Source organism: Burkholderia sp. WSM2232 (genome assembly GCF_000472545.1).
Taxonomy (GTDB): Bacteria; Pseudomonadota; Gammaproteobacteria; order Burkholderiales; family Burkholderiaceae; genus Paraburkholderia.
Genome location: NZ_AWZV01000004.1, coordinates 15,649 through 38,538 on the forward strand (window position 1 = coordinate 15,649; position 22,890 = coordinate 38,538).

At 64.3% G+C, this 22,890-nt stretch carries 19 protein-coding genes; 13 read left to right on the top strand and 6 right to left on the bottom strand.

What is annotated here, in order from left to right:
• Positions 1 to 15: 15 nt before the first annotated feature.
• Positions 16 to 1,326 (bottom strand): four-carbon acid sugar kinase family protein, encoded by a 1,311-nt coding sequence (locus F757_RS0102315; RefSeq protein ID WP_027209980.1) that lies wholly within the window; start codon positions 1,324 to 1,326, stop codon positions 16 to 18.
• Positions 1,323 to 2,303 (bottom strand): 2-keto-3-deoxygluconate permease, encoded by a 981-nt coding sequence (locus F757_RS0102320; protein WP_027209981.1) that lies wholly within the window; start codon positions 2,301 to 2,303, stop codon positions 1,323 to 1,325. The genes F757_RS0102315 and F757_RS0102320 overlap by 4 nt, the downstream gene beginning before the upstream one ends.
• A 336-nt stretch (positions 2,304 to 2,639) precedes the next feature.
• Here F757_RS0102320 and F757_RS0102325 point away from each other — a divergent pair, with 336 nt between their 5' ends.
• The 3 genes from F757_RS0102325 (at position 2,640) to F757_RS0102335 (ending at position 5,421) form a co-directional block, all read left to right on the top strand.
• Complete coding sequence (locus F757_RS0102325) at positions 2,640 to 3,107, top strand: YsnF/AvaK domain-containing protein (RefSeq protein WP_027209982.1); 468 nt, start codon at positions 2,640 to 2,642, stop codon at positions 3,105 to 3,107.
• An 89-nt stretch (positions 3,108 to 3,196) separates the two neighbouring features.
• Positions 3,197 to 4,075, top strand: coding sequence for a YsnF/AvaK domain-containing protein (locus tag F757_RS0102330; RefSeq protein ID WP_027209983.1), 879 nt, complete (start codon positions 3,197 to 3,199; stop codon positions 4,073 to 4,075).
• A 341-nt stretch (positions 4,076 to 4,416) separates the two neighbouring features.
• On the top strand, positions 4,417 to 5,421 hold the full coding sequence (locus tag F757_RS0102335) for an alpha/beta fold hydrolase (protein WP_232221333.1): 1,005 nt from the start codon (positions 4,417 to 4,419) through the stop codon (positions 5,419 to 5,421).
• 107 nt (positions 5,422 to 5,528) lie between these two features.
• On the opposite strand, the gene F757_RS36405 is transcribed toward F757_RS0102335, so the two are convergent.
• From F757_RS36405 to F757_RS0102350, 3 genes are all read right to left on the bottom strand, one after another.
• On the bottom strand, positions 5,529 to 6,005 hold the full coding sequence (locus F757_RS36405; RefSeq protein ID WP_232221334.1) for a hypothetical protein: 477 nt from the start codon (positions 6,003 to 6,005) through the stop codon (positions 5,529 to 5,531).
• Positions 6,006 to 6,193: 188 nt separating this feature from the next.
• Entirely contained in the window at positions 6,194 to 6,724 is a 531-nt protein-coding gene (locus F757_RS0102345) for a hypothetical protein (protein ID WP_232221335.1), read from the bottom strand.
• 933 nt (positions 6,725 to 7,657) lie between these two features.
• On the bottom strand, positions 7,658 to 8,233 hold the full coding sequence (locus F757_RS0102350; protein WP_027209987.1) for a TetR/AcrR family transcriptional regulator: 576 nt from the start codon (positions 8,231 to 8,233) through the stop codon (positions 7,658 to 7,660).
• Between the two features lie 195 nt (positions 8,234 to 8,428).
• On the opposite strand from F757_RS0102350, the gene F757_RS0102355 reads away from it, so the two are divergent.
• Together F757_RS0102355 and F757_RS0102360 are read left to right on the top strand one after the other, a co-directional pair.
• Entirely contained in the window at positions 8,429 to 9,838 is a 1,410-nt protein-coding gene (locus tag F757_RS0102355) for an amidase (RefSeq protein WP_027209988.1), read from the top strand.
• 182 nt (positions 9,839 to 10,020) lie between these two features.
• Positions 10,021 to 10,710: a type 1 glutamine amidotransferase domain-containing protein gene (locus tag F757_RS0102360; RefSeq protein WP_027209989.1), complete on the top strand. Its 690-nt coding sequence runs from the start codon at positions 10,021 to 10,023 to the stop codon at positions 10,708 to 10,710.
• A 275-nt stretch (positions 10,711 to 10,985) separates the two neighbouring features.
• Here F757_RS0102360 and F757_RS0102370 read toward each other — a convergent pair whose 3' ends face one another.
• Positions 10,986 to 11,927: a LysR family transcriptional regulator gene (locus tag F757_RS0102370; RefSeq protein ID WP_027209991.1), complete on the bottom strand. Its 942-nt coding sequence runs from the start codon at positions 11,925 to 11,927 to the stop codon at positions 10,986 to 10,988.
• 303 nt (positions 11,928 to 12,230) lie between these two features.
• Here F757_RS0102370 and F757_RS0102375 point away from each other — a divergent pair, with 303 nt between their 5' ends.
• Genes F757_RS0102375 through F757_RS32855 form a run of 8 tightly spaced genes read left to right on the top strand, consistent with a single transcriptional unit; the run spans position 12,231 to position 22,890 of the window.
• Positions 12,231 to 13,724, top strand: a complete 1,494-nt coding sequence (locus F757_RS0102375) for a UbiD family decarboxylase (protein WP_027209992.1) — start codon at positions 12,231 to 12,233, stop codon at positions 13,722 to 13,724.
• Positions 13,717 to 14,340 (top strand): UbiX family flavin prenyltransferase, encoded by a 624-nt coding sequence (locus F757_RS0102380; protein WP_027209993.1) that lies wholly within the window; start codon positions 13,717 to 13,719, stop codon positions 14,338 to 14,340. Before F757_RS0102375 ends, F757_RS0102380 begins: the two co-directional genes overlap by 8 nt.
• Positions 14,337 to 17,366, top strand: coding sequence for a xanthine dehydrogenase family protein molybdopterin-binding subunit (locus tag F757_RS0102385; RefSeq protein WP_027209994.1), 3,030 nt, complete (start codon positions 14,337 to 14,339; stop codon positions 17,364 to 17,366). Before F757_RS0102380 ends, F757_RS0102385 begins: the two co-directional genes overlap by 4 nt.
• Positions 17,363 to 18,184 carry an FAD binding domain-containing protein gene (locus F757_RS0102390; protein ID WP_027209995.1) on the top strand — a complete coding sequence of 274 codons (822 nt, stop codon included), beginning with the start codon at positions 17,363 to 17,365 and terminating at the stop codon, positions 18,182 to 18,184. The genes F757_RS0102385 and F757_RS0102390 overlap by 4 nt, the downstream gene beginning before the upstream one ends.
• A complete protein-coding gene (locus F757_RS0102395) occupies positions 18,157 to 18,723 on the top strand; it encodes a (2Fe-2S)-binding protein (protein WP_051376650.1) in 567 nt (188 codons plus the stop codon). The genes F757_RS0102390 and F757_RS0102395 overlap by 28 nt, the downstream gene beginning before the upstream one ends.
• Complete coding sequence (locus F757_RS0102400) at positions 18,716 to 20,278, top strand: AMP-binding protein (RefSeq protein WP_027209997.1); 1,563 nt, start codon at positions 18,716 to 18,718, stop codon at positions 20,276 to 20,278. Before F757_RS0102395 ends, F757_RS0102400 begins: the two co-directional genes overlap by 8 nt.
• A 5-nt stretch (positions 20,279 to 20,283) precedes the next feature.
• Entirely contained in the window at positions 20,284 to 21,090 is an 807-nt protein-coding gene (locus F757_RS0102405) for an enoyl-CoA hydratase/isomerase family protein (RefSeq protein WP_027209998.1), read from the top strand.
• 33 nt (positions 21,091 to 21,123) lie between these two features.
• Positions 21,124 to 22,890 carry a GMC family oxidoreductase gene (locus F757_RS32855; RefSeq protein WP_035466130.1) on the top strand — a complete coding sequence of 589 codons (1,767 nt, stop codon included), beginning with the start codon at positions 21,124 to 21,126 and terminating at the stop codon, positions 22,888 to 22,890.

The window sequence follows — 22,890 nt, forward strand, 5'->3', positions numbered from 1 at the left end:
GCGCCGACGCGGCGATCAGGCTCGATCGTGTAAGCCGGTTGTTCCGGATAACGCTGCCGGCGTTTCATGCAGATAACGCCATGCGGCGAAGAGCGCGTGATCGGTGCCGAAGGCGCCTGCCTTCGTGACGATACGCAAATGCGTCTGCGCGGCGTTCGCTTCGACGGGCTTGCCGACGGCCACGCCCGCTTCAATTTCCGCGATCAGTTCGACGCTGCGGATGCCGACGGTGCTCAGCATTGCACGCGCGGTTTCGCCGCCCGTGGCAATCAGACCGCCGAGCGTCGCGAAGTGCGGCTTGACGAGCGCCGCAAGCGCCGCCGACAACATTGCGCCTTCGGCCGCGTCGAATGCGTTGTCACGGCCAATGCGCAGCAGCAGATCCGCGCGTGTGCCGAGCGCCGCGCCGATGCGCGCCTGCCATGCCGGCCAGTCCGCATGATGCTCGCGCTCTCGCAGCACGGCGGGTGGCACGGTCAGTTCCGCCATGCCCGCGCGCTCGCGCAGCATTGCGCACTGCCGCTCCGACACCGCCGACAGACTGCCGACCAGCACCAGCACGGGCGCCTGGTCGTGCCGGGGCTGCGAGGGGTAACTGGCTTTTTGCGGGGCGCGCGCTTTGCTAGCACCCGCTCCGAATAAGCCTTCAAGGCTCGCGATCTCGCGCGCGAGGCCGCCAGAGCCGACCCAGAACAAGTCCTCGTCCATCTGCGTGGTGGCCTGCGCGAGCGTCAGCAGGTCGTGCCCTGTCTCGGCATCGACTACCAGCGCCTGCGTGCCGCTACCTGCCACCGCCGCAATCCGTGCGATGAGCGCGTCGCCGCCTTCGCGCAACGCATCGACGTCGAGCTGCGCAGTGGAGAGGCCGGCTTGCGCGAGCATCGCATGAAGGTCGGCTGAGCGGCCCGCGTTTTCGAGCTTCCACGTATCGGTCGCTTCCAGCGGTTCACCCTGCACGAACACGCGGCCGCTGCGCAGCGTGCGGCCGGTCGCCGGGAACGCAGGGGCGACGATCGCAAGACCGGCGAGCGGCTGCAGGGCAGCGACTTCGGCAGCCCAGTTGCCGCGCAACGTGGAGTCGATTTTCTTGTACAGACGCCGGCCCGGCGCACGCAAGGCTTGCCAGGCCGCGGCAGTGCGCTGAGCGGCATCGGCGGGTGCGAGACGGCGAGTGTCGGTGTCGGCGGCAATCACGTCGGCCGTCGGTTCGTCGAGCCCATGTGCTGGTACCTCGAGCGTGACGACCGTGCGGTGTCCGGCGCTCGCGAAACCGATCGCGCAGTCTGCGGCGCCCGACAGATCGTCGGCGATGATCAGCATGCTCATCGCGCCAGTTCCGCTGCTTCGCGGCGTACCTGCACGCGTTTGGCGACCGCTGCCGTGAGCAGCGGCGAGAGGATCGCGGTGACCACCACGCAGGAGGCGACGAGCAGCGTCGCGCTTTTCGCCGCTTCCGCGTAGACCGGGTTCGCCGCGGCGATCAATGCCGGCACGGCGGCTGCATTGCCTGCGGTATTCGCTGCGGCGGCGCCCGCCACTCCGGTGCCGCCCGTCAGGCGGTCGGCGAAATAAAGGGGAATGCCGGTCACGATCACGACGGCGATACCGAGTCCGATGCCGAGAATGCCGGCCTGCCACACCTTGTGCAGATCGAGACTCGCGCCGAGCGCCAGCGCGAAGAACGGAATCATCACCGGTACGGCTTTGCCGAGGAACGCGCGCATTTCGCGGTCCAGGTTGCCGAGCAGCATGCCGAACACCAGCGGCAAAATGCTGCCGACCAGCGTGGGCCACGGAAAGGCGGACAGACCAGCGACGCCCAGCGTGACCATGGTCAGGAACGGGCCCGATTCGAGCGACATGATGGTGTAGGCGCCGACATCTTCCGAGCGGCCGTACTGGCCCATCAACGCCATGTACAGCCCGCCGTTGGTGTCGTTCATTGCCGCCACGACAGCGAGGGTCGACAGGCCGGCAAAGAGTCCCGACGAAATCGGCTGCTCCCCGAGGAAGTGTCCGAGTATGACGCCCACCACAATGGCCGCGCCCACCTTGGTGGCGAACAACGCGCCGCCCTTTTTCAGAAGATACGGCGTTGCCTTGACGTCGATGCTTGCGCCCATGCAGACGTAGAACACGGCAAGGATCGGCAGCGCCCCGGTGAACAGCGCATTGGTGAAAGAGCCGAAGAACTTCGGCATGCCGGGCAGGAAGGTTGCCACGAGCGCGCCTAACAGCAGCGGGACGATCATCATGCCGCCGGGTACGCGTTCAATGCCGCGCTTGATATGTATTTGGGCCATGCCAGTCTCCATGTCTGATCGGACCTTGATTGAATCGGTCACTGATTTGATTGAAACGATCATGAACAAGTGTACTTTGTCGGGTCGGTTTGCGCAAATCGCTCAAAAATTTGATTGATGTGATCAACGGGCAGCAATGTGCCGGGGTTTGCGGCCCACGCGCTCGCGTTCCGGCGGCATGCGGCTTGCGCGACCAGGTGGCGGCGCCAGGGCGCCGACAGATCGCCGCAGACGCCGGGGGTCTCCTACAGATACGCAGCCAACTGCTGGTTGTCGCCTGAGGTTCACCTTGCGCGTCCGCTTTCATTCGAGTGACCGCATTTATGGAAGACAACCATGAACCCCGTTGAATCGGCGAATCCCGAGCCAGGAGAATCCGAACCCGTCGGCCAGCCCGGCAAGCCGGACGAACATCGCGTGTCGGCTGTGCAGGAGCAGCTCGAGGTCGGTATAGAAGAGATAGAAACCGGCAGAGTGCGAGCGCGCAAGATCACTCATCAAAAAGCGCAGCCGCTTTCCGTCGAACTGCGCGAGCAGCGCGTCGAAGTTCGACGCGTGAGCATCAATCGCGCGGTGGATCAACGCTACCCGCCGCGTCAGGAAGGCGACACGCTCGTGATCCCCGTGTTCGAGACGGTGCCAGTCGTAAAAATGCAGTTGATGTTGAAAGAAGAGGTGCATGTCACGACGAGAGAGTCGGTGCAGCAGGTGGTTCGCGAAGTGACCTTGAACTCCGAAGAACTGGTGGTGGAGCGACGCGACGGTGTGAGCGGAGAGTGGCGGCCCGAGGACAACAGCACGTGACACGTCTCGGGAACGGTGGTTGCGCGGCCGGCAGCACGCGTATCACCAGGACGTGCGTAGTCCTCAATTCATACTTTTGGAGATCTGCAATGACTCAAACTCTGTTGGCTGTTTTCGATTCATTCCAGCAGGCGCAAACCGCAAGAAGCCGCCTGGAAGCAGAAGGCATTGCGTCCGCCGACATCACCGTTCACGCTCGCGACGCGGAATACGATCAACCAGGTACCGCAGATACGAGGGTCGGCACGACAACGGCCGGTGGGACATCGGGCCCCGCCTCGAGTTATGAGCATGAAGGGATGGTCGATCGCATCGAACATTTTTTCAAACGGCTCTTTGGCGACGACGATCGGCCCGAGGAGGTGGGCCACTATCAGGAAGCGGTACGCCGCGGCAGCGCATTGCTCTCGGTTGACGTCAATGACGAGTCGTCGATCGAGAGGGTGCGTGAAGCGTTGTATGCGGCGGGTGCTGTCGACATCGATTCGCGCGTCGCGGCATGGCGCAGCGGCGGTTATGCCGGATACGACCGCAATGCACCTGCCTACAGCGACGAGCAGATTGCCGCGGAACGCAAGGCTTTCCCGGTCGTGGAAGAGTCGTTGGAAGTCGGCAAGCGCGAAGTGAATACCGGCGGCGTGCGCGTGTATTCACGAGTGACGACAACGCCGGTTAGCGAGTCGGTGGAGCTGCGCGAGGAACACGCGACGATCGAACGCAGAGCGGCCGACCGGCCCGCGACGGCTGCGGACCTGAAGGAAGGCTCGGTCGAAATTCGCGAGACCGCGGAGCAGGCCGTCGTGGCAAAGACCGCACGGGTTGTCGAAGAGGTTGTCGTGGGCAAGGAGTCGAGCCGCCGCACCGAAACTGTCAACGACACAGTCCGTGGTACGGAAGTGGAGGTGGAGCGCGTGGAGGGAACCGTTCCTGGCACTCGCGTTGATGAAGCGGGCAAAAAGCCGATCTGACGATTGCTCGAAGTGCAGTTCCGCCCGAGCGTGGAGCAGGCGTGGGTGACGGGGCGCTAGCGGGCCGCGTCTGCTCCGCGGCCCGGCACTCAGGTTTCATTCGGGGCCTGGTGCGCCGGGCGGGCCGCGCGCAATCCGTCGTCGGGCGAACTCTTCCGCTTGATGACTGACGACGCGCACCGCAGCCTCGACGCCAGTGTGGCGTTCGTCTGATCGGTCGAGCGCAGTCCCGCAGTCCCGCAGTCATATTCACCGCCGCATATTCTCTTTCCACCGTTGGTCCCTACAGGAGCAATTACATGCCCCGATCCTTCAACCATGTCCCGAAGTCTTCGGGAACCGTGGGGCTCGTCGCCGCCGCGGCGACGGCGGCCGCTGTCGGCGCGCTGTGGGTACGACACCGTGCTTCACGCGCCGAACGGGATAACCCGCCCGTGGGCCGCTTCGTCGAGGTCGATGGAGTACGCCTTCATTACATCGACGAGGGCAAGGGATCCCCAGTCGTACTGCTGCACGGCAATGCGGTGCTTTTGCAGGACTTCATCGCCAGCGGGTTGATCGATCGCCTGGCCGGGCGCCACCGCGTGATCGCTTTCGACCGTCCGGGTTTCGGCTATAGCGAGCGGCCGCGCAGCCGCATGTGGAGCGCAGAGAATCAGGCGGACACAATCCGCCACGCGCTTGAGCGGCTCGGCGTCGATGCACCCGTGGTACTCGGACATTCATGGGGCGCTTCTGTTGCGCTGAGCATGGCGCTCGGCGGTGCGCCCTACGTGCGCGGACTTGTGCTCCTGTCCGGCTATTACTATCCGGGCGTCCGTCTCGACGTCGCGCTCACTGCGCCGGCGGCGCTGCCGGTGTTGGGCGACGTGCTGCGGTATACCGTCTCGCCGATAACCGGACGGCTTCTATTGAAGCGCATGGTGGCCGCGATGTTCGCGCCGTCGCCCGTGCCGGATCGCTTTTTCGAAGTGATTGCGCGAGAGATGATCTTGCGTCCGAGCCAGATCAAGGCAGAAGCTGGAGATGCCGCAGCAATGATTCCAGCAGCGGCGCGGCTACGCGACCATTACTCCGCTCTGACGATACCGGTCAGTATCTTCGCCGGTGCCGAGGACAAAATCGTCGACCCGCAAGCGCATTCCGTGCGCCTACATCAGGCCGTTCCGCAGAGTTCGCTTGTCATGGTGCAGGGCGCAGGCCATATGGTGCATTATGCGGCGGCCGAGCAGATCGTCGCCGCTGTCGATGCCTTGACCGAACCGCACGATGCGCGGGGCGACGACACGGGTGTCGCGGACAGTGTCTCGCCGCCGGAATCGACGATCGACGTAGCGGAGAGCTAATTGTTCTACGCGGACACGACTCCTCTTTGCGTGCCGTTGTTATCGACACGCGCGCACGCGAGAGACCTGGTTCTGCTTACCGGAAGGCGACCTTCCTGCAACGCAGGTCACTGACTCTGACTTACCGTGACGGGGACAATTTTTTCCAGTTGGTTCAGCAGCAGTTCCTTCTGCTGCTCCGGCAGCCTGACCAGGCTTGGATACATATTGATCAGTTCCAGCCGTTGAGAAGCGGACCTGGAGGGCAGTAACAGGATCAACCCCGCCTTCTCGCGGTCTGACAGCGATGAGAGATGCGGCAGTGCGCTCAGTTGCGCCAAAGTGGCGGGCGCTACCGGAAGTGCGGCCGCTTCGTCCGTCGCCGCCGACCGTGCCGGTTTATCCGCTGCTGGCGGCGCGCCGCGCGCGGCCAATGTGTTCGGTTCTGATGCGGCTTGCTGCAAGGCTGCCACAGAGGTCGGTGCGGAATCGCCTCCGCCGCATCCGGTAAGTAGCAGACCGAACAGCAGCATCCCCAGGGCGTGCAAGAAATGGCGCGGCACAAATGCGACGTGCCACGCAGGGTTATTGAAGTGAGCGTCCATGTTTCATGGCCAGGCATCCGCTGATTGAAAAAAGTGGGCAGGGCACCGCACTGAACGACGGTATCAGCCATCCACTGATGACAGACGTGCCAGCGATGCTGGCACGTCCATCTTACGTCTGGCAGGCCTTTCGCGAGTAGCGTCCGCGCCTATTGGCGAACCTGCGCAAGCCCATGCCAGCAGGTCAGTCAGGGACCCACGATACTGATATAGGGCTGGTTGAAGCCCGCGAAGGTGAGCGTGTACACGAAACTTGTGAGGGTGGGGGTGCCCAGCAGCAGCTTGGTCCAGTTTCCATTGGGGCAAGTGGCTGAAGCCAGTAGCTCCTGGGTAGTCGGCGCGGACGCACTGAGCGACGGCACTACCAGTTGGCCGTTCCTTGATGGCCTCAAGGTTCCCGACGAAGTAGCCTCCGTGGTCTGCGTCTTTACGTCGACGATCTGACCGCCGTGGTTGCGGCACTGCACGGTGGCTGAGTAAGTGGCTGACAGGATCGCTGTCGCATTGGTGTTGCCCACACCGCCAATGGTGGTTGCGGTGCAGGTGATATCGAAGGTGGTTGGATCTACGGTGCACAGCGGCTCAGCGGAGCCGTTTGCATAATGTGCTCCGCTAGGCCCATTGGCGGCGATGGTTTCGCCCCAGGCCGAAGGGACCGCGAGCACTGCGGTCAGTGCAAGTAAAGCTAGTGTCTTCATTTCTGTCTCCACGATTTTCATGGTGTATTCATTTAACAAGAATGGACTCGTTGTCTGTTTGCTCCTTTCATAGGTTAAGGAAAGGCGAATGGATCGCCTGGTTATTCATTCATGATCTCAAATGCACCAATTTATTTCGTTGTACAAAAGATATCTGGTGAAGCGAGATTGTTGGGGGCAAAGGGTTTCCGCTTCGCCGCCTCGCTGCGTGCGCCTTGGGTAAGGGAACACTGACTTGCCACCCGACGGAAAGCAGGTCCATGAACCGTGGAAAGGATGCTCGACTTGCGTCAGGTTACGCCGCCGGTTCGCTCCACAACGTCCCGGAGATGCCCGAGCCTGGCGGCGACATTTTTTCGCTATGCGCCGAGAACAGATGCTTCAGGATTCGTTAAAACATACTGTTTGTGGTGCTAATCAATGTTTCGAAATTATAGTTAGCGCAAGGCGAACGGCTGGGTATTTCTTTTTGTTGAGGGGCGATTGGGGGCTGTATATTGGCGCGCGACTGCTGTCCAGAGAAACAATACTTACTCTTTGGCCGCGCTGCAGACGGTCGGGGCGACTGGCCCGGATCGTTCAGGCAGTCCGCCGCTCTGCGCAAGCCCCCGAGCGACGCGCGCCGGTGCACAAGGCGGATGCAATTATCCCGAGATGGTGAGGCAAAGGAAGACACGACGCACTGTCTCGCTTTGCCAGCTCAATAAGTTTTCGACGATCTGCCATCTATTCGAACGCGGCTCTGCATCTCGTCACTATCCCGGCCGTGCGGACGGCCTTTCCAATCCTGCCGCATCCAGAGCCCGGTTTGCCCGGAACGCTTGAGCGCATCGTCGGCCTTGAACCGAGGCACGCGAGAATGCAACGAGGCCACGAAGAGAACTTCTGCCATCGACGCGTTGCCAGGCGCCGGGCGCCGGGCGTCGCGTCTCGCGCTGACATTGCGGAACGCTGTCAACCCGGCAACAATCCGACGGTCCTGTAGCTGCTGATCAAAGTATCGAACAACGCTATGTCTGCCCGCCCGCGGGCCATCAGTTGCGCACCGGCTATCGCCGCGTAGATTGCGCACGCCCGTTCCCGGGCGCCCTCGGCCGTGACGACGCCCGCAGCCTCCAGCGACTTGCTGAGCCAGGCCACGTTGACGTCCGCGAAGGCTTGCACTTCTTTTCTGACCACCTCAGGCAGATCGTCATATTCTGCAGCCATGAAGCTGCTCAGGCACATGCGGTTGTCGCACTCGAGCGACTTGCGAAACGTTTCCGGATATCGATGCAAACTGACAAGCGGATCGCCCGATGTCGCGGAGAGCGCTTCCAGAGCGGCGGCCGCATCCTCGTAGTAGCGTCGCGCGACCGCCGCCGCCAGGTCCGCCTTGCTCGCGAAGTGGTGGTAAATGCTGGCAGCCTTGATGCCCACATCCTGCGCGAGCTCGCGAATGTTCAACCCGCCATACCCATGCGCCTGCGCCATTCTTGTCGCTGCAGCAAGGATGCGGTCGCTCGAGCTTGCGACGGCTTGATCTGTCAAAACAGCCCCCAACAAAAAATGTTGACGGCGCTCATTGTACCAATTAAAGTCAGCCTAACAAACGTTAGGTAGTTAAACGTCTCCTGCCACGCAGCCAACTGCTGGCGTTTTTTTGCCTCAAGTTGACTAACGAGCGTTAGGTAGGTTGTCGCGCTCGACCCGTATCACTGTCCCCCCAACCGCCGGAGGAAACGCATGACTTCTGAACTTTTTTTCCTTGACGCCACCCGTCTGGCTGAACTTGTCTGCACACGTGAAGTGTCGCCGGTCGAGGTCGTGCAGGCCCATCTTGAGCGCATCGAGGCCGTTGATCCCAAGGTGAACGCGATTGTCACCATCGCAGACGATGCACTGAAAGCCGCCAGGGCGGCGGAAGCGGCGGTGCTCTCGGGTCAGCCGTTAGGACCGTTGCACGGCGTGCCCTTCACCGCGAAAGATTCGATCGACACGGCGGGAGTGGCGACCCAACGCGGCTCGCCGATCTTCAAAGGGCGCGTTCCCGGCGCCGACGCAACCAGCGTTGCACGGCTAAAAAACGCCGGCGGCATCCTGCTCGCAAAAACGAACTTGCCGGAGTTCTCCTACTGGATCGAGAGCGACAACCTGCTCAGCGGTCGATCGAATAATCCGTGGGATCTCGAGCGCACGCCGGGCGGCTCGAGCGGCGGCGAATCGGCGGCGATCGCAGCGGGCATGTCGCCGCTCGGCCTAGGCACCGATCTGGCCATCTCAATACGGGGACCTGCCGCACAGACAGGTATCGTTTCGCTCAAGGCTACGCACGGACGCGTGCCGATGACAGGAATCTGGCCGCGCGCCCCGCGCCGTTTCTGGCACGTGGGCCCAATGGCTCGCAGCATCCGCGACCTCGCACTCGCGTTCTCGCAACTGTCGGGTCCTGATGGCCACGACGCTTTTGCGAGCAGCACCGTCACCTTCGATGCCGGAGTCGGCCGCTCGCCCGATCGGCCGCTGCGGGTGGGCTGGATGGTCGAGCCCGGCTTCGGACCGGTGGACCCCGAAGTTGCCGCCACGGTGCAGGCGGCGGCCGAAGCGCTCAGCGGCGAGGGCATGCTGGTGGAGCCCGTACGCATTCCCGCGCTGGAGCGTGACTTTGCCCTCGATGTGTTCAACCGCCTGCACGTCATGGAAATGAAGCCGGCGTTCGAGGAAGCGACGACTGGGCGCAGTCAGGACGAACTCTACAAGATGGCAAGGACCATGCTTGCTCTGCCCGACACCTCGATGAAGGACTACATCGAGGCTGAACAGGCGGCCGAGCGTCTGCGGGACGGATACGCCGACTATTTCCGCAAGTACGACGCGTTGATTACCCATGTGCTGCCGATCCCGGCTCACAAGCATGGCGTGGACACGTTCACGATCAACGGCCGCACAGTGGATGCAACCTATCTCCAGGGCGCAACCGTGCCGCTCAATGTCACGGGCTTGCCCGGCATTTCGATGCGATTCGGCACCAGCAAGGAGGGCCTGCCTATCAACGTGCAGATTGTCGGCAGCTGGCAGGCCGAGTCGACCATTCTTCACGTAGCGTCGCTGCTCGAATCGGTCAGTCCCGTGCGCGGTCTGCATCCGAACATATGATGTGGCCGGCGCTTCGTGAGTCCGTCAAAAGCAACGCCCCGCAGCACATGGACTCTTCGGCGCGAACTTCCCGGACGAAGAACCCGCCACTTCGAGTCGTTGCTAGCCACTTGCAAAGAAATCGAAAAAATCAGTAGACGACTGGTCTACGATGGTTCTGATTCCACTCTTTGGAGAACGACATGAAAGTACTGATGGTTTTGACCTCGCACGATCAGTTGGGCAACACCGGCCGCAAGACCGGCTTCTGGCTGGAAGAACTGGCCGCGCCGTACTACACGTTCAAGGACGCGGGCGCCGAGATCGTGCTGGCCTCGCCGCAAGGCGGTCAGCCGCCGCTCGACCCGAAGAGCAACGAGCCGGCCAATCAGACCGAGACGACGCATCGCTTTGAAAAGGACGCAGCGGCCACGGCGCAACTCGCAACCACGGTGCGCCTCGACAGCGTCGCGCAGGCCGACTTCGACACGGTGTTTTACCCTGGCGGTCATGGTCCGCTGTGGGATCTTGCCGAAGACGCGAATTCGATCGCGCTGATCGAGTCGTTTCTCGCGGCGGGCAAGCCTGTCGCGCTGGTATGTCATGCGCCGGGCGTGCTGCGTCACGTCAAGACGCCCGACGGCAGGCCGCTGGTAGAAGGCAGGAAGGTCACGGGCTTCACGAATTCGGAAGAAGCCGCGGTCGGCCTGACCGAGGTCGTGCCGTTTCTCGTCGAAGACGAGCTCAAGGCTCGGGGCGGCATCTATTCGAAGGCCGACGACTGGGCGCCGTACGTCGTCACCGACGGCCTTCTGATCACCGGGCAAAACCCGGCTTCGTCCTCTTCAGCTGCTGCCGCCCTGATGAAGCATTCGGCGCTGGCCGCGCAATAGAAGCGCATATCCGCCGACGCGCACCGCCGTGCGGCAGGCGCGCGGCGTTTCCACCAGAGAGGCAGTTGGCGGGTTGCATAGGAAAATGCCAGCCGGCTCGGCCATGCTCCCGGGCAACGGCTTCATCCTCGACCATGCTGCCAACGTGACGGGCACGGCTTACGCGTTGCAAGACGTTGACGAAGCCGCCGGTTTTCCAACAGGACGCCCGGCAAGCACGCTCGGGCGCGAACGCGCGACCACTTGTGCGCACGAAGCGACCCAGTGCCAAACCTTCATGCCATGCTGTCCTTGAAAGAACCCAATGGTTCGTTGGCCGAAATATGCGACGCTTGATGCAGCTCGTTGCCAATGATGGCGATCAGCGCTTCGGCGGCCGCGCTCAACGGCCTTCGCGGATGGCTCACGCAGACGACATGTCGCACGATGCGCGGCGCGAGTATCGGGCAGGCGCGCAAGGTGCCATGCCGCGCCGCGCGCTCGACCACGATGCGCGGCAGGATCGTCGCAAAGCGGGTGTTTTCGACCAGTTTGAGGATGGTGGAGAGGACGTCGATTTCAAAGCGCGGCGCGAGCAGCACGTCTTCGTGCTGCGCAGCGCTGTCGAGCACCCCGCGCAGGCCGTGACGCTTGGTCGGCAACACCAGTTCCAGTTCCGACAACTGCGCGAGCTCGATCGCGTGCGGCAGATCGGGGCCGTGCGCGGCGCTGGTCGCGAGCACCATCTCTTCGTCGAGCAATGCGCGCGAGTCGAGCGACAGACGCGCACGCGGCTTGTTGATGATCGCCGCATCCAGCTGACCGCCGGCCACCCAGTCGATGAACGTCGCGCTGTAGCCGTCGGCGATCGTGACTTCGACGTCGGGATATTGCGCATGAAAGCGAGAGAGCGAATCGGCGAGCACGCTTTCTGTGACAGACGCAATCAGCCCGATGTTGACGTGTCCCGTCACGACTTCGTCGCGTTGAACGAGTTGCTGCCGGGCGTGCGCGAGGTCGCGCATGATCGGCAGAAACAGGCGATACATGAGCCGCCCCGCCGCGGTCGGCGCCATGCCGTGCGCGCCGCGCTCGAAGAGTTGCTGATGCAATTCGTCCTCGAGTTTGGCTATCTGCATGCTGAGCGCCGGCTGCACGATATTCAGGCGCTTGGCCGCCCGCGTCACCGAGCCGTCCTCGAACAGCGCGATGAAGTACTGGATTTGCCTGAGGTCCATTTCGCCCTTTATTGGTATCAGCGGCACTAATAGCGGCGCCCCACAATATCACGGCCGGCGCTGCGTGTTCTCGCGCGCCCTCGCTGCGCACTGTTGCCGCGCGCCTCCACCTGTTCGCGCTGCGCAACCAGTTAATTGATACGCATCTATCAAAAAGCTGTCATCGGGGCTAACACCGATATAAGAGCCAGTGATCCGGCGCATCAAAAAACGGTATTAGAAGTTATGGCGCGATGTCGTTACGCTTGGGCCATTGCTCGCTACCGCGTCACCCGGCGAGGTACAGAACAGATGGAGACGTTGATGAACATTCGCGACGCCGCACAGCACGGCATGTCCTCATTGTCGTGGGCCGCCCACAGCCCGGGCGCAGGCTCGCTCTCACTGCGCGACTGGCTTGCGCATCTCGCGAAGACGGGGCGCCTCGCGACCATCGACAAGCCGGTTGCGCTCGAACACGAACTGGCCGCTGTCGCGAAGCGCCTCGACGGCAGGCAGGCGGCATTTTTCACACGCCCCGGCGGGCATGCGGTTCCGGTAGTGAGCGGCTTCATGTCGAAGCGGGCGTGGATCGCAGAAGCAATGGGCGTGGAAGAGGCCGCCTTGCTCGCACGCTTTTCCGCAGCTGCGGCCGCGCCGCTTGAATCGAAGGTCGTCGCGCGCGAGGACGCGCCGTGTCAGCAAGTGGTGCATACGGACGGAATCGATCTGCACGCGCTTTTGCCCATTCCCACGCACAGCGAGCATGACAACGGCCCATACATCACCGCCGGTCTCGTGATTGCCCGCAATCCGCGCACCGGCGTGCAGAACGTGTCGATCAACCGCATCCAGGTGCATGGCCGCGATCGCATGGCGATCCTGCTGCTGCCCCGCCATCTGCATGCGTTCCAGCGCAGCGCCGAGGAAGCGGGCGACGCGCTCGACGTGGCCGTGGCCATTGGCGTCGATCCACTGACGATGCTCGCTTCGCAAGCGATCACACCGATCAATCACGACGAGCTCGAAATTGCCGGCGCGCTGCACGGCGCGCCGTTGCCGGTCGCGCAATGCGTGACGAGCGGCGTGCATGTGCCCGCGTTCGCGGAGATCGTCATAGAAGGGCGCATTCTGCCCAACGTTCGGGAGCCCGAAGGTCCGTTCGGCGAATTTCCGAAGTACTACAGCGCGCAGGAAGCGCGCGAAGTCATCGAAGTGACGGCGGTGACGCATCGGCGCAATCCGATCTTTCATACGATTGTGCCGGCCGAAATGGAGCATTTGCTGCTCGGCGCGATTCCGCGCGAAGCGACGCTCCTCGCGCATCTTCAGCGCAGCCATCCGGCGGTGAACGACGTGCATCTGTCGGTGGGCGGCGTGTGCCGCTATCACCTCTGGGTGCAGTTCGACAAGAAGCGTGAAGGCGAAGCAAAGAATGTGATTCTGTGTGCGTTCGGCGCGCACTATGACATCAAGCAGGTGGTCGTCGTGGACATGGACGTGAACGTGCACGATCCGGCGGAGATCGAGTGGGCGATCGCGACGCGTTTTCAGGCCGACCGCGATCTGGTCGTCGTGGCGGGCGCGCAAGGCTCGACACTCGATCCCTCGACAACGGTCGGCCAGCCTGCCGACGCACCGCCGCATCTGCAAGGTGTCAGCGCGAAGATGGGGCTCGACGCGACGCGTCCGGTAGTCTACCCGGCGCATGTGTTCACACGCGTGCGCATTCCGGGTCAGGACACAGCAGATCTGACCACCCTGGTTGCCGCTGATAACAGCGCGCTCGACGCCTACCTGGCCCGCGATCATGGCTGAGCGGAAAAAGCGCATCGTCGTGGGCATATCCGGCGCGAGCGGCGCGGTCATCGGCGTGCGGCTCCTCGCTGCGCTGGGGCGCCTCGGCATCCACGAGACGCATCTCATCGTGTCGGCGTCGGGCGCGGTGACGGCGGCGCAGGAACTGGGCCTCGCGCGCGGCGACCTCGATAGCCTCGCGGACGTCGTGCACAACGTGCGCGATATCGGCGCTGCTGTGGCGAGCGGTTCGTTCCTCTCTGAAGGCATGGTGATCGCGCCGTGTTCCATGAAAACGCTTGCGGGTGTCGCAAACGGCTTCGCGGACAACCTGCTGACCCGTGCCGCCGACGTCATGCTCAAGGAGCGCCGCCGCCTCGTGCTGGTCGCGCGCGAGACGCCGCTCAATCTCGCACATCTGCGCAACATGACGTTGGCAACCGAGATGGGCGCCATTGTGATGCCGCCGGTGCCGGCCTTCTATGCGCATCCCAGGACCATCGACGAGGTCGTCGATCACACGGTCGGACGCATTCTGGATCTGTTCGGTATCGAGCACGGCGAGATTGCGCGCCGCTGGAGCGGTCTCGCCGTCGAATTCGGCAGCCGCGGTGAAGATGCAGGAGCGACGCCATGAACCAGCGCGAAACCGGTTTTGCCGATCTGAACGCACGCGTGGCCGACAGCGATACCGCGCAGCCGCAGCGCCACGTGGGCCAGCCGATGCAGCGGCTCGAAGACCCCGCGATTCTCACGGGCCGCGGCCGCTATGGCGACGACATCGCCGTGAAGCCCGGCACGCTGCACGCAGCGATTTTGCGCTCGCCGCACGCGCACGCGGAACTCGTTTCTATCGACACCGAGGCTGCTGCGAAGCTGCACGGTGTGCGCGGCGTGCTTACGCGTGACGACCTGCGTCCGTGGTCGCGACCGTTCGTCGTCGGCGTGAAGTCGCCCATGGAGCAGTGGGCGCTCGCGATGGACCGCGTGCGCTACGTCGGCGAGCCGGTCGCGGTGGTGATGGCCGAATCCCGTGCACTGGCGGAAGACGCGCTCGAGCTCATCAAAGTCGAATACGCGATGCTCGATCCGGTCACCTCCATCGAACAGTCCGTGCAAGACGATGCGCCGTTGCTGCACGAACGCGTCGGCAGCAACGTCATCAGCGACCGGCATTTCCGCTATGGCGAACCGGAAGCCGCGTTCGATACCGCGCCGCATCGCGTGAAGCTCGTCGCGCACTACCCGCGCAATACCTGCGCGCCGATCGAATGCGGCGTGGTGATCGCCGAGTATCTGTCCGGCGACGAAGGCTACGACGTCACGTCCAATTTCATGGGACCGTTCTCGCTGCATGCCGTCATGGCGATGGCGCTCAACGTTCCCGCGAACCGTCTGCGTCATAAAGCCCCGCGCGATTCCGGCGGCAGCTTTGGCGTCAAGCAGGCGGTGTTTCCGTATGTCGTGCTGATGTGCCTCGCTTCGCGCAAGGCCGGCGCGCCGGTGAAATGGGTCGAGGACCGGCTCGAACATCTGAGCGCGGCCACTTCCGCGACCGCACGCCTTTCGACCGTCGAAGCGGCCGTTCAAGCCGATGGCCGCATCGTAGCGCTTTCCTATGACCAGCTGGAAGATGTCGGCGGTTATGTGCGCGCCCCTGAACCCGCGACCTTCTACCGGATGCACGGGTGCCTGACGGGCGCATACGCGATTGAGAATCTCGTTGTGCGCAACCGCGTCGTGCTGACGAACAAGACGCCGACCGGCCTCGTGCGCGGCTTCGGCGGACCGCAGGTCTACTTCGCACTGGAGCGGCTCATTCAGCGTATCGCCGTCGAACTGGATCTCGACGTGCTCGACGTGTACCGCCGCAACTTCGTTCCCGCCGATGCTTTTCCGTACCGCGCGACGGCGGGCGCGCTGCTCGATTCCGGCAACTATCAGGAAGCGCTGCGCCGCTCGATGAGCGAAGGCGGCTACGACGAGCTCGTCGCGCGGCGCGATGCGGCCCGCAAGGCGGGGCGTCTGTATGGCATTGGCTTCGCGGCGATCGTGGAGCCCTCGGTATCGAACATGGGGTACATCACGACCGTCATGCCGCCCGACGCCCGCAAGAAGGCCGGCCCGAAAAACGGCGCGATTGCCAGTGCCACCGTGAGCGTCGATCTGCTCGGCGGCGTGGTCGTCACCATTGCGTCGACGCCGGCGGGCCAGGGCCACATGACGGTGTGCGCACAAGTCGTCGCGGACGTGCTCGGGCTCGATCCCAGGGACATTGTCGTCAATGTCGAATTCGATACGCACAAGGACGCGTGGTCCGTCGCCGCGGGCAATTATTCGAGCCGATTCGCGGGCGCGGTGGCCGGCACCGTGCATCTGGCCGCCACCCGCGTGCGCGACAAGCTTGCGCGTATTCTCGCGAAGCAGTTCGGCTGTGCGCCCGGCGACGTGCGCTTCGAAGGCGCGCGCGTGTTTCCGTCTGGTGCTGAAGAGCGTGCATTGCCGTTCGCGCGCGCGGCGAGCAATGCGCCGCACTGGGCGCCCGCGTTGTTGCCGGAGGGCGAGGAGCCGGGCCTGCGCGAAAGCGTCTTCTGGTCGCCGCCGCACATGGACGCGCCGGACGAGCAGGATCGCATCAACACGTCGGCGGCGTATGGCTTTGCGTTCGACATGTGCGGCGTCGAAGTGGACCGCGTGACGGGGCGCGTGCGCATCGACCGTTACGTGACGACGCATGACGCCGGCACGCTTCTGAATCCCGCGCTCGCCGACGGCCAGATTCGCGGCGCCTTTGCCCAAGGCGTCGGCGCGGCGCTGATGGAAGAGTTCCGCTACGGCGCGGACGGCAGCTTCCAGTCCGGCACGCTCGCCGACTACCTGATGCCGACGACCTGCGAAGTGCCCGATCCGGTGATCGTGCATCTGGAGACGCCGTCGCCCTTCACACCGCTCGGTGCAAAAGGGCTGGGCGAAGGCAACAACATGAGCACTCCGCCGTGCATCGCGAATGCGGTGGCCGATGCTCTCGGCGTCGACAATATTCGCCTGCCGCTCACGCCGCCCAGGGTGATGGCGCTGATCGGCATCGACGATCCCGAACCGTCGCGGCCCGAACTGCGCGAAGCGCCATCGGCGACGCCCGCGACGCCGGGCGGCAAGGCACTGACGGCGCGCGGCACGGTCGATCTGCCCGCGACGCCCGAAGCCGTGTTCGGCGTGCTGCTCGACCCGAAGGCGCTCGCGAAAGTGATCCCCGGCTGCCATGCGCTCGACGAGACCGCGCCGAACCAGTATCGCGCGGACGTGACGGTAGGCGTCGGCATGATAAAGGCGCGTTTCGAGGCGCGTATCGGCTTGTCGGAGATCGACGCGCCACACCGGCTGCGGCTCGCGGGCGCGGGTATTTCGCCGCTCGGCAGCGCGCGTGGCAACGGTCTCGTCGAACTCGCGCCGCAGGGAACCGGCACGCGCCTCACTTACGACTACGAGGCGCAGGTGTCGGGGAAGGTGGCGGCAGTCGGTGGGCGCATGCTCGAAGGCGCGGCCAAGGTCGTGTTGAAGCAATTGTTCGAGTCGCTCGGACGGCAGGCCGCCGGCCAGTCCGTCGACGCGCCCAGGTCGTGGATCGCTCGGCTTCTCGACCGTTTCAGGAGGCCGGAATGAAGCCCGCCCCGTTCGATTATCTGCGCGCGCTGACGGCGCAAGACGCCCTCGACGCGCTCGCGCAAACCGGCGACGACGCGCGCGTGCTGGCAGGCGGTCAATCGCTGATGGCGGTGCTCAACATGCGGCTCGCGCAGCCGCGGGTGCTGGTCGACATCTCGCGCACGGCCGAACTCGACGCGGTGCGCGTGGATGAGAAAGCGGGCCAACTTGTCGTGAGCGCGGCGGCGACGCAGGGCAGCGTTGAATGGCGTCCCACGCTGCGCGACGAAGTGCCGATGCTCGCGATGGCGTTCCCGCATATCTCGCATTTTCAGATCCGCAATCGGGGGACGGTGTGCGGCTCCATTGCGCATGCCGACCCAAGCGCAGAACTGCCGCTCGTGCTGGCCGCGCTCGGCGGCGACGTGATGCTGCGCTCGAAAAAGAAACGCCGCACGCTTGCGGCGCAGGACTTCTTTCAGGGAATGCTGATGACCGCGCGCGAGCCGGACGAACTCGTGGAGGCCGTGCGCTTTCCGCTCAGGAAGCCCGGTGAACGTTATGCGTTCACCGAGTTCTCGGCGCGGCACGGCGACTTCGCGATTGTCGCGTGTGCGGCGGTGGTGACCGACGAGTCGATCCGTATCGCGGTAGGCGGCGTCGCCGACCGGCCGGTGGTGCAAAGCTGGCCGCGTCTGACGGGCGACGACCTGCGCGGCGCACTGAACGACCTCAGCTGGCAACTGAACGCTCAGGACGACGCGCACATCAGCGCGAAGTATCGACGCAATCTCGTCCGGCAACTCGGATGGCGCGTGATCGAGGAGGCTACGTGAGCAGCAACATATCGGAGAACATCATGCGGCAAGGGGAGCAGCGGCGCATCACGCTGACGCTCAATGGACGGGAACGCAGCGGCCATTGCGAGCCGCGCGAACTGCTGTCGGATTTCATCCGCCACGAACTGGGAGCGACCGGCACGCATGTGGGCTGCGAGCATGGCGTGTGCGGTGCATGCACCGTGCAGGTGGACGGCGTGGCCACGCGCTCGTGCCTGATGCTCGCGGTGCAGGCCGAGGGGCGGCGCATCGGCACAGTCGAGGGTCTTGCGCCCGAGCAGACACTCGGCGATCTGCAGCAGGCATTCCAGCGCCATCATGCGTTGCAATGCGGCTTCTGCACGGCGGGCATCCTGATGTCGTGCGCGGACTATCTGCAACGCGTGCCCGATCCGACCGAGGCGCAGGTGCGCGACATGCTGTCGGGCCATATCTGCCGCTGCACCGGCTATACGCCGATCGTCGCGGCCGTGCTCGACGTCGCAGCGCGTCGCCGGTCCGAGGCGCGCGCCGGGAAGGAGGGCGGACATGCTTGACCTCGGCCGCACATTTTTGCAAAGCGTCGAGCGTAGTCCGGACGCGCTCGCGCTCGTCGATGGCGAACTGCAACTGACCTATGCGCAGTGGCATCGCATGATTCTGAATGCCGCCGATGCTCTTCGCGAACTCGGACTGCAGCGCGGCGACCGCCTGCTCGTCGTGCTGCAAAACCGCTGGGAAATGGCGACGCTGCACTGGGCGGGGCAATTCCTCGGCGTCGTGATCGTGCCGCTCAACTGGCGCGCGAAGCCGGACGAAGTCGAATACTGCGTGACGGATGCGGGCGTGAAGGCGATTGTGTACGAACCCGTTTGCGCCGATGCCGTCGTGAAAAGCGCCGCCGCGCAGCAGTTGCCGCGCATCGGTCTGGATGACGCTGCCGGCCGCACGATCAGCTTCGACTCGCTGTTAGCCGACCGTGAACGCGCGCGCAGCGCCGACACCACTCACGCCAGCGCCGACGACATTTCGCTGATCCTCTACACGTCCGGCACGACCGGCAAGCCGAAGGGCGTCCCGCGCCGCCATCGGCATGAACGCGCGGGCGCGCTCGCGCACGTTGCGCAGAACCTGTACCGGCGCGGCGAGCGCACGCTCGGGGTCATGCCGCTTTATCACACGATGGGCGTGCGCTCGCTGCTTTCAATGGCGCTCGTCGATGGCGTTTTCGTGTGCGTGCGTCGCTGGAACGCGAAACTCGCGCTCGAATCCATCGCGAAGTACCGGCTTACGTGCCTCTATCTCGTGCCGACGCTTTATCACGATCTGCTCGCGGACAGTGCGTTTGCCGGCACCGATACGTCGTCGGTCAGAAAGCTCGGCTTCGCGGGGGCACCAATGAACGATGGTTTGCTCAAGCGCCTGTCGGCAGCGTTCCAGCCGGAACTCTTCGTCAACCACTACGGTTCGTCGGAGGTCTACACGGTCAGCATCGACCAGGACGCAATGCGCAAACCTGGCAGTGCAGGGCGGGCGGGTTTGAACACGCGGCTGCGCGTCGTCAGGCTCGACGCCGTCTCGCCCGACGACATCGCACCGGCCGGCGAGGAAGGCCAGATCATTGCGGATCTGCTCGGCGACGAAGCCTTCGAAGGCTACTGGAACCGCCCGGACGCGAACGGCAAGTCGCTGCGCGAGGGCTGGTATTTCACCGGCGACACGGGCTATTTCGACCGCGACGGCGACCTGTATGTGACCGGCCGTGTCGACGACATGATCATCAGCGGCGGCGAAAACATCTCGCCGGTGGATATCGAGTCGGTACTTTCGCTGCATCCGGCCGTCGATGAAGTCGCGGTGGCAGGCGTCAAGGACGAGCGCTGGGGGCAGCGCGTGGTCGCGTTCATCAAGCGCCGCGATCACGTGGATGCCGAGGCACTCGACGCCTGGTGCCGCCAGTCCGACCTCGTCAACTTCAAGCGCCCGCGCGATTACGTGTTCGTCGACGACATTCCGAAGTCGCCGGTCGGCAAGATTCTGCGCCGCAAGCTTTCCGCCGGCGAATACGCATCCGACGGCCACGCTCAACCTACACAGACCACAAAGGAGTAACCGATATGAGCGATCTGAACCATCGCGCCCAGACGCTGCTGCAAGACCTCGACGGCTTCTCGGTCGAGATCGACGCCGAACGCGAGCGCGCCGACATCGTCCTGCACCGGCCGCCGCTCAACGTCATTTCGATGCATGCGCGCGACCAGTTGCGCACCGTCTTCGAAGCGCTGGATGACGACGAGCGCGTGCGCGTAATCGTCGTGCGCGCGAAGGGCGAGCACTTTTCGAGCGGCGGTGACATCAAGGGCTTTCTGGAAGCATCGCCGGAGCACGTCTCGAAGCTCGCCTGGAATATCGCGGCGCCCGCCCGTTGCTCGAAGCCGGTGATCGCGGCCAATCGCGGCTTCTGCTTTGGCGTGGGGTTCGAGTTGTCGCTCGCGTGCGATTTCCGCATTGTCACCGACACGACTTTCTATGCGCTGCCGGAGCAGAAGCTCGGGCAGATTCCCGGCTCGGGCGGCTCGGCGCGTCTTCAGGCGATGGTCGGCATCGGGCGCACCAAGGACATCGTGATGCGCTCGCGGCGCATTCCGGGCAAACAGGCGTACGAGTGGGGTATCGCGGTGGAGTGCGTGGCCGACGCGGAACTGGAAAACGCCACCAATGCACTCGTCGACGAACTGCGCGCGTTTTCGCCGCTCGCGCAGCGCACCGCGAAAAAGCTGCTGAACGATTCCGAAGACGCGCCGCTTTCCATTGCGATCGAACTCGAAGGGCATTGCTATAGCCGGCTGCGCACCTCGGACGATTTCCGCGAAGGCGTCGAGGCGTTCCACGGGAAGCGCAAGCCGGTGTTTCGCGGAAGTTGATAAGCACTGCCACAAGACATCAGGAGACAGGGAATGGAACGCTTCGATTACGTGATCGTGGGCGGCGGATCGGCGGGATGCGTGCTCGCGCACCGGCTGTCGGCCGTGGCCTCGCTGCGCGTCGCGCTGATCGAAGCAGGCGCCGATACGCCGCCGGGCGCGGTGCCGGCCGCCATTCTCGACAGCTATCCGATGCCCGTCTTCTGCGGCGAGACTTATATCTGGCGGGACCTCAAGGCGAAAGCCACGAGGGATGCCGCACCGCGCGTCTACGAGCAGGGCCGCGTAATGGGCGGTGGCTCGAGCATCAACGTGCAGTCGGCTAATCGCGGCTTGCCGCGTGACTACGACGAATGGGCCGCGAACGGCGCGGATGGCTGGGCATGGCGCGACGTGCTGCCCTACTTTCGCAAGCTCGAACGCGACGTCGATTTTCCGGGCGACGAACTACACGGCAGCGACGGCCCCGTGCCGATTCGCCGCATCACGCCGAACGACTGGCCGCCGTTCTGCCATGCGTTCGCAAAGGGTCTGCGGGCGAACGGCCTCGCGCAGTTGCAGGATCAGAACGGCGAGTTCGGCGACGGCTTCTTCCCGGGCGCGTTCTCCAATATCGACGACAAGCGTGTGTCCACGGCTATCGCCTATCTGGACGAAGCCACGCGCAAGCGCCCGAATCTCACTGTGTATGCCAAGCTTCGGGTCGAGCGGATCGTGATGGAAGGCGTGGCGGCGCGCGGTGTGGTCGCTGTCGCGCCAGGCGGCGAGCGCGTGCGTTTCGAGGCGGGCGAAGTGGTGCTGAGCGCGGGCGCGCTGCAGTCGCCCGCGCTCCTGATGCGCGCGGGAGTCGGCGACGCGCGTGAGCTAGAGGCGCTCGGCATCGCGTGTGCGGTGGATCGGCCGGGCGTCGGACGCAACCTGCAGGATCATCCGGCGCTCACGTTCTGTCATTTTCTCGAACCGCGCTTTCGCATGCCGCTCGCGCGCCGCCGCGCCAGCATGATGGCCGCCCGTATGAGTTCGGGCGTCGCGGGCTGCGACGAGTCGGACCTGTACCTGTCGAGCGCGACACGCGCGGCATGGCACGAGCTGGGCAATCGGCTCGGTCTTTTCTTTCTCTGGTGCAACCGGCCGCACTCGCGCGGCCGCGTGCAACTTGTATCGGCCGATAGCGCCGCGGCGCCGCGCATCGACCTGAATCTGCTCGACGACGAACGCGATCTGCAACGGCTCGCCGCCGGCGTGCGGATGCTCACGCGCGTGGTCCAGGCGTCGGGGCTCGGGCGCGATTCGCGCGATTTCTTTCCAGCGGCGTTTTCTCCGCGCGTGAAGGCATTGAGCCAGGTCAGCGAACGTAACGCGCTTTTGACGACGATGCTCGGCACGCTGCTCGACACGCCGGCGCCGCTGCGTCGTTTCCTGCTCGAGCGCTTCTTCACGCGCGGGCTGAATGTGGCCGCCCTGGTTGCCGACGATCGAGCGCTTGCCGGGTTCATCCGCGCAAACGTGTTCGGCGTGTGGCATGCGAGCGGCACGTGCCGCATGGGCGATGTGCGGGACCGCGACGCCGTCACGGATGCAGAAGGGCGCGTGCACGGTGCGAAGGGACTCCGCGTGGTCGATGCGTCGCTGATGCCGAGACTGCCATCGGCCAATACAAACATACCGACCATCATGATCGCCGAGAAGATCGCCGACGCGATGATCGCCGCGCGGCGCGCGAGCGCGGCAACGGGCACGTCGAGCGCGTATAGCGCTCCGGGTGCATCCGGGCCCCCGCCGCTCGCCGCCGCGCACTGA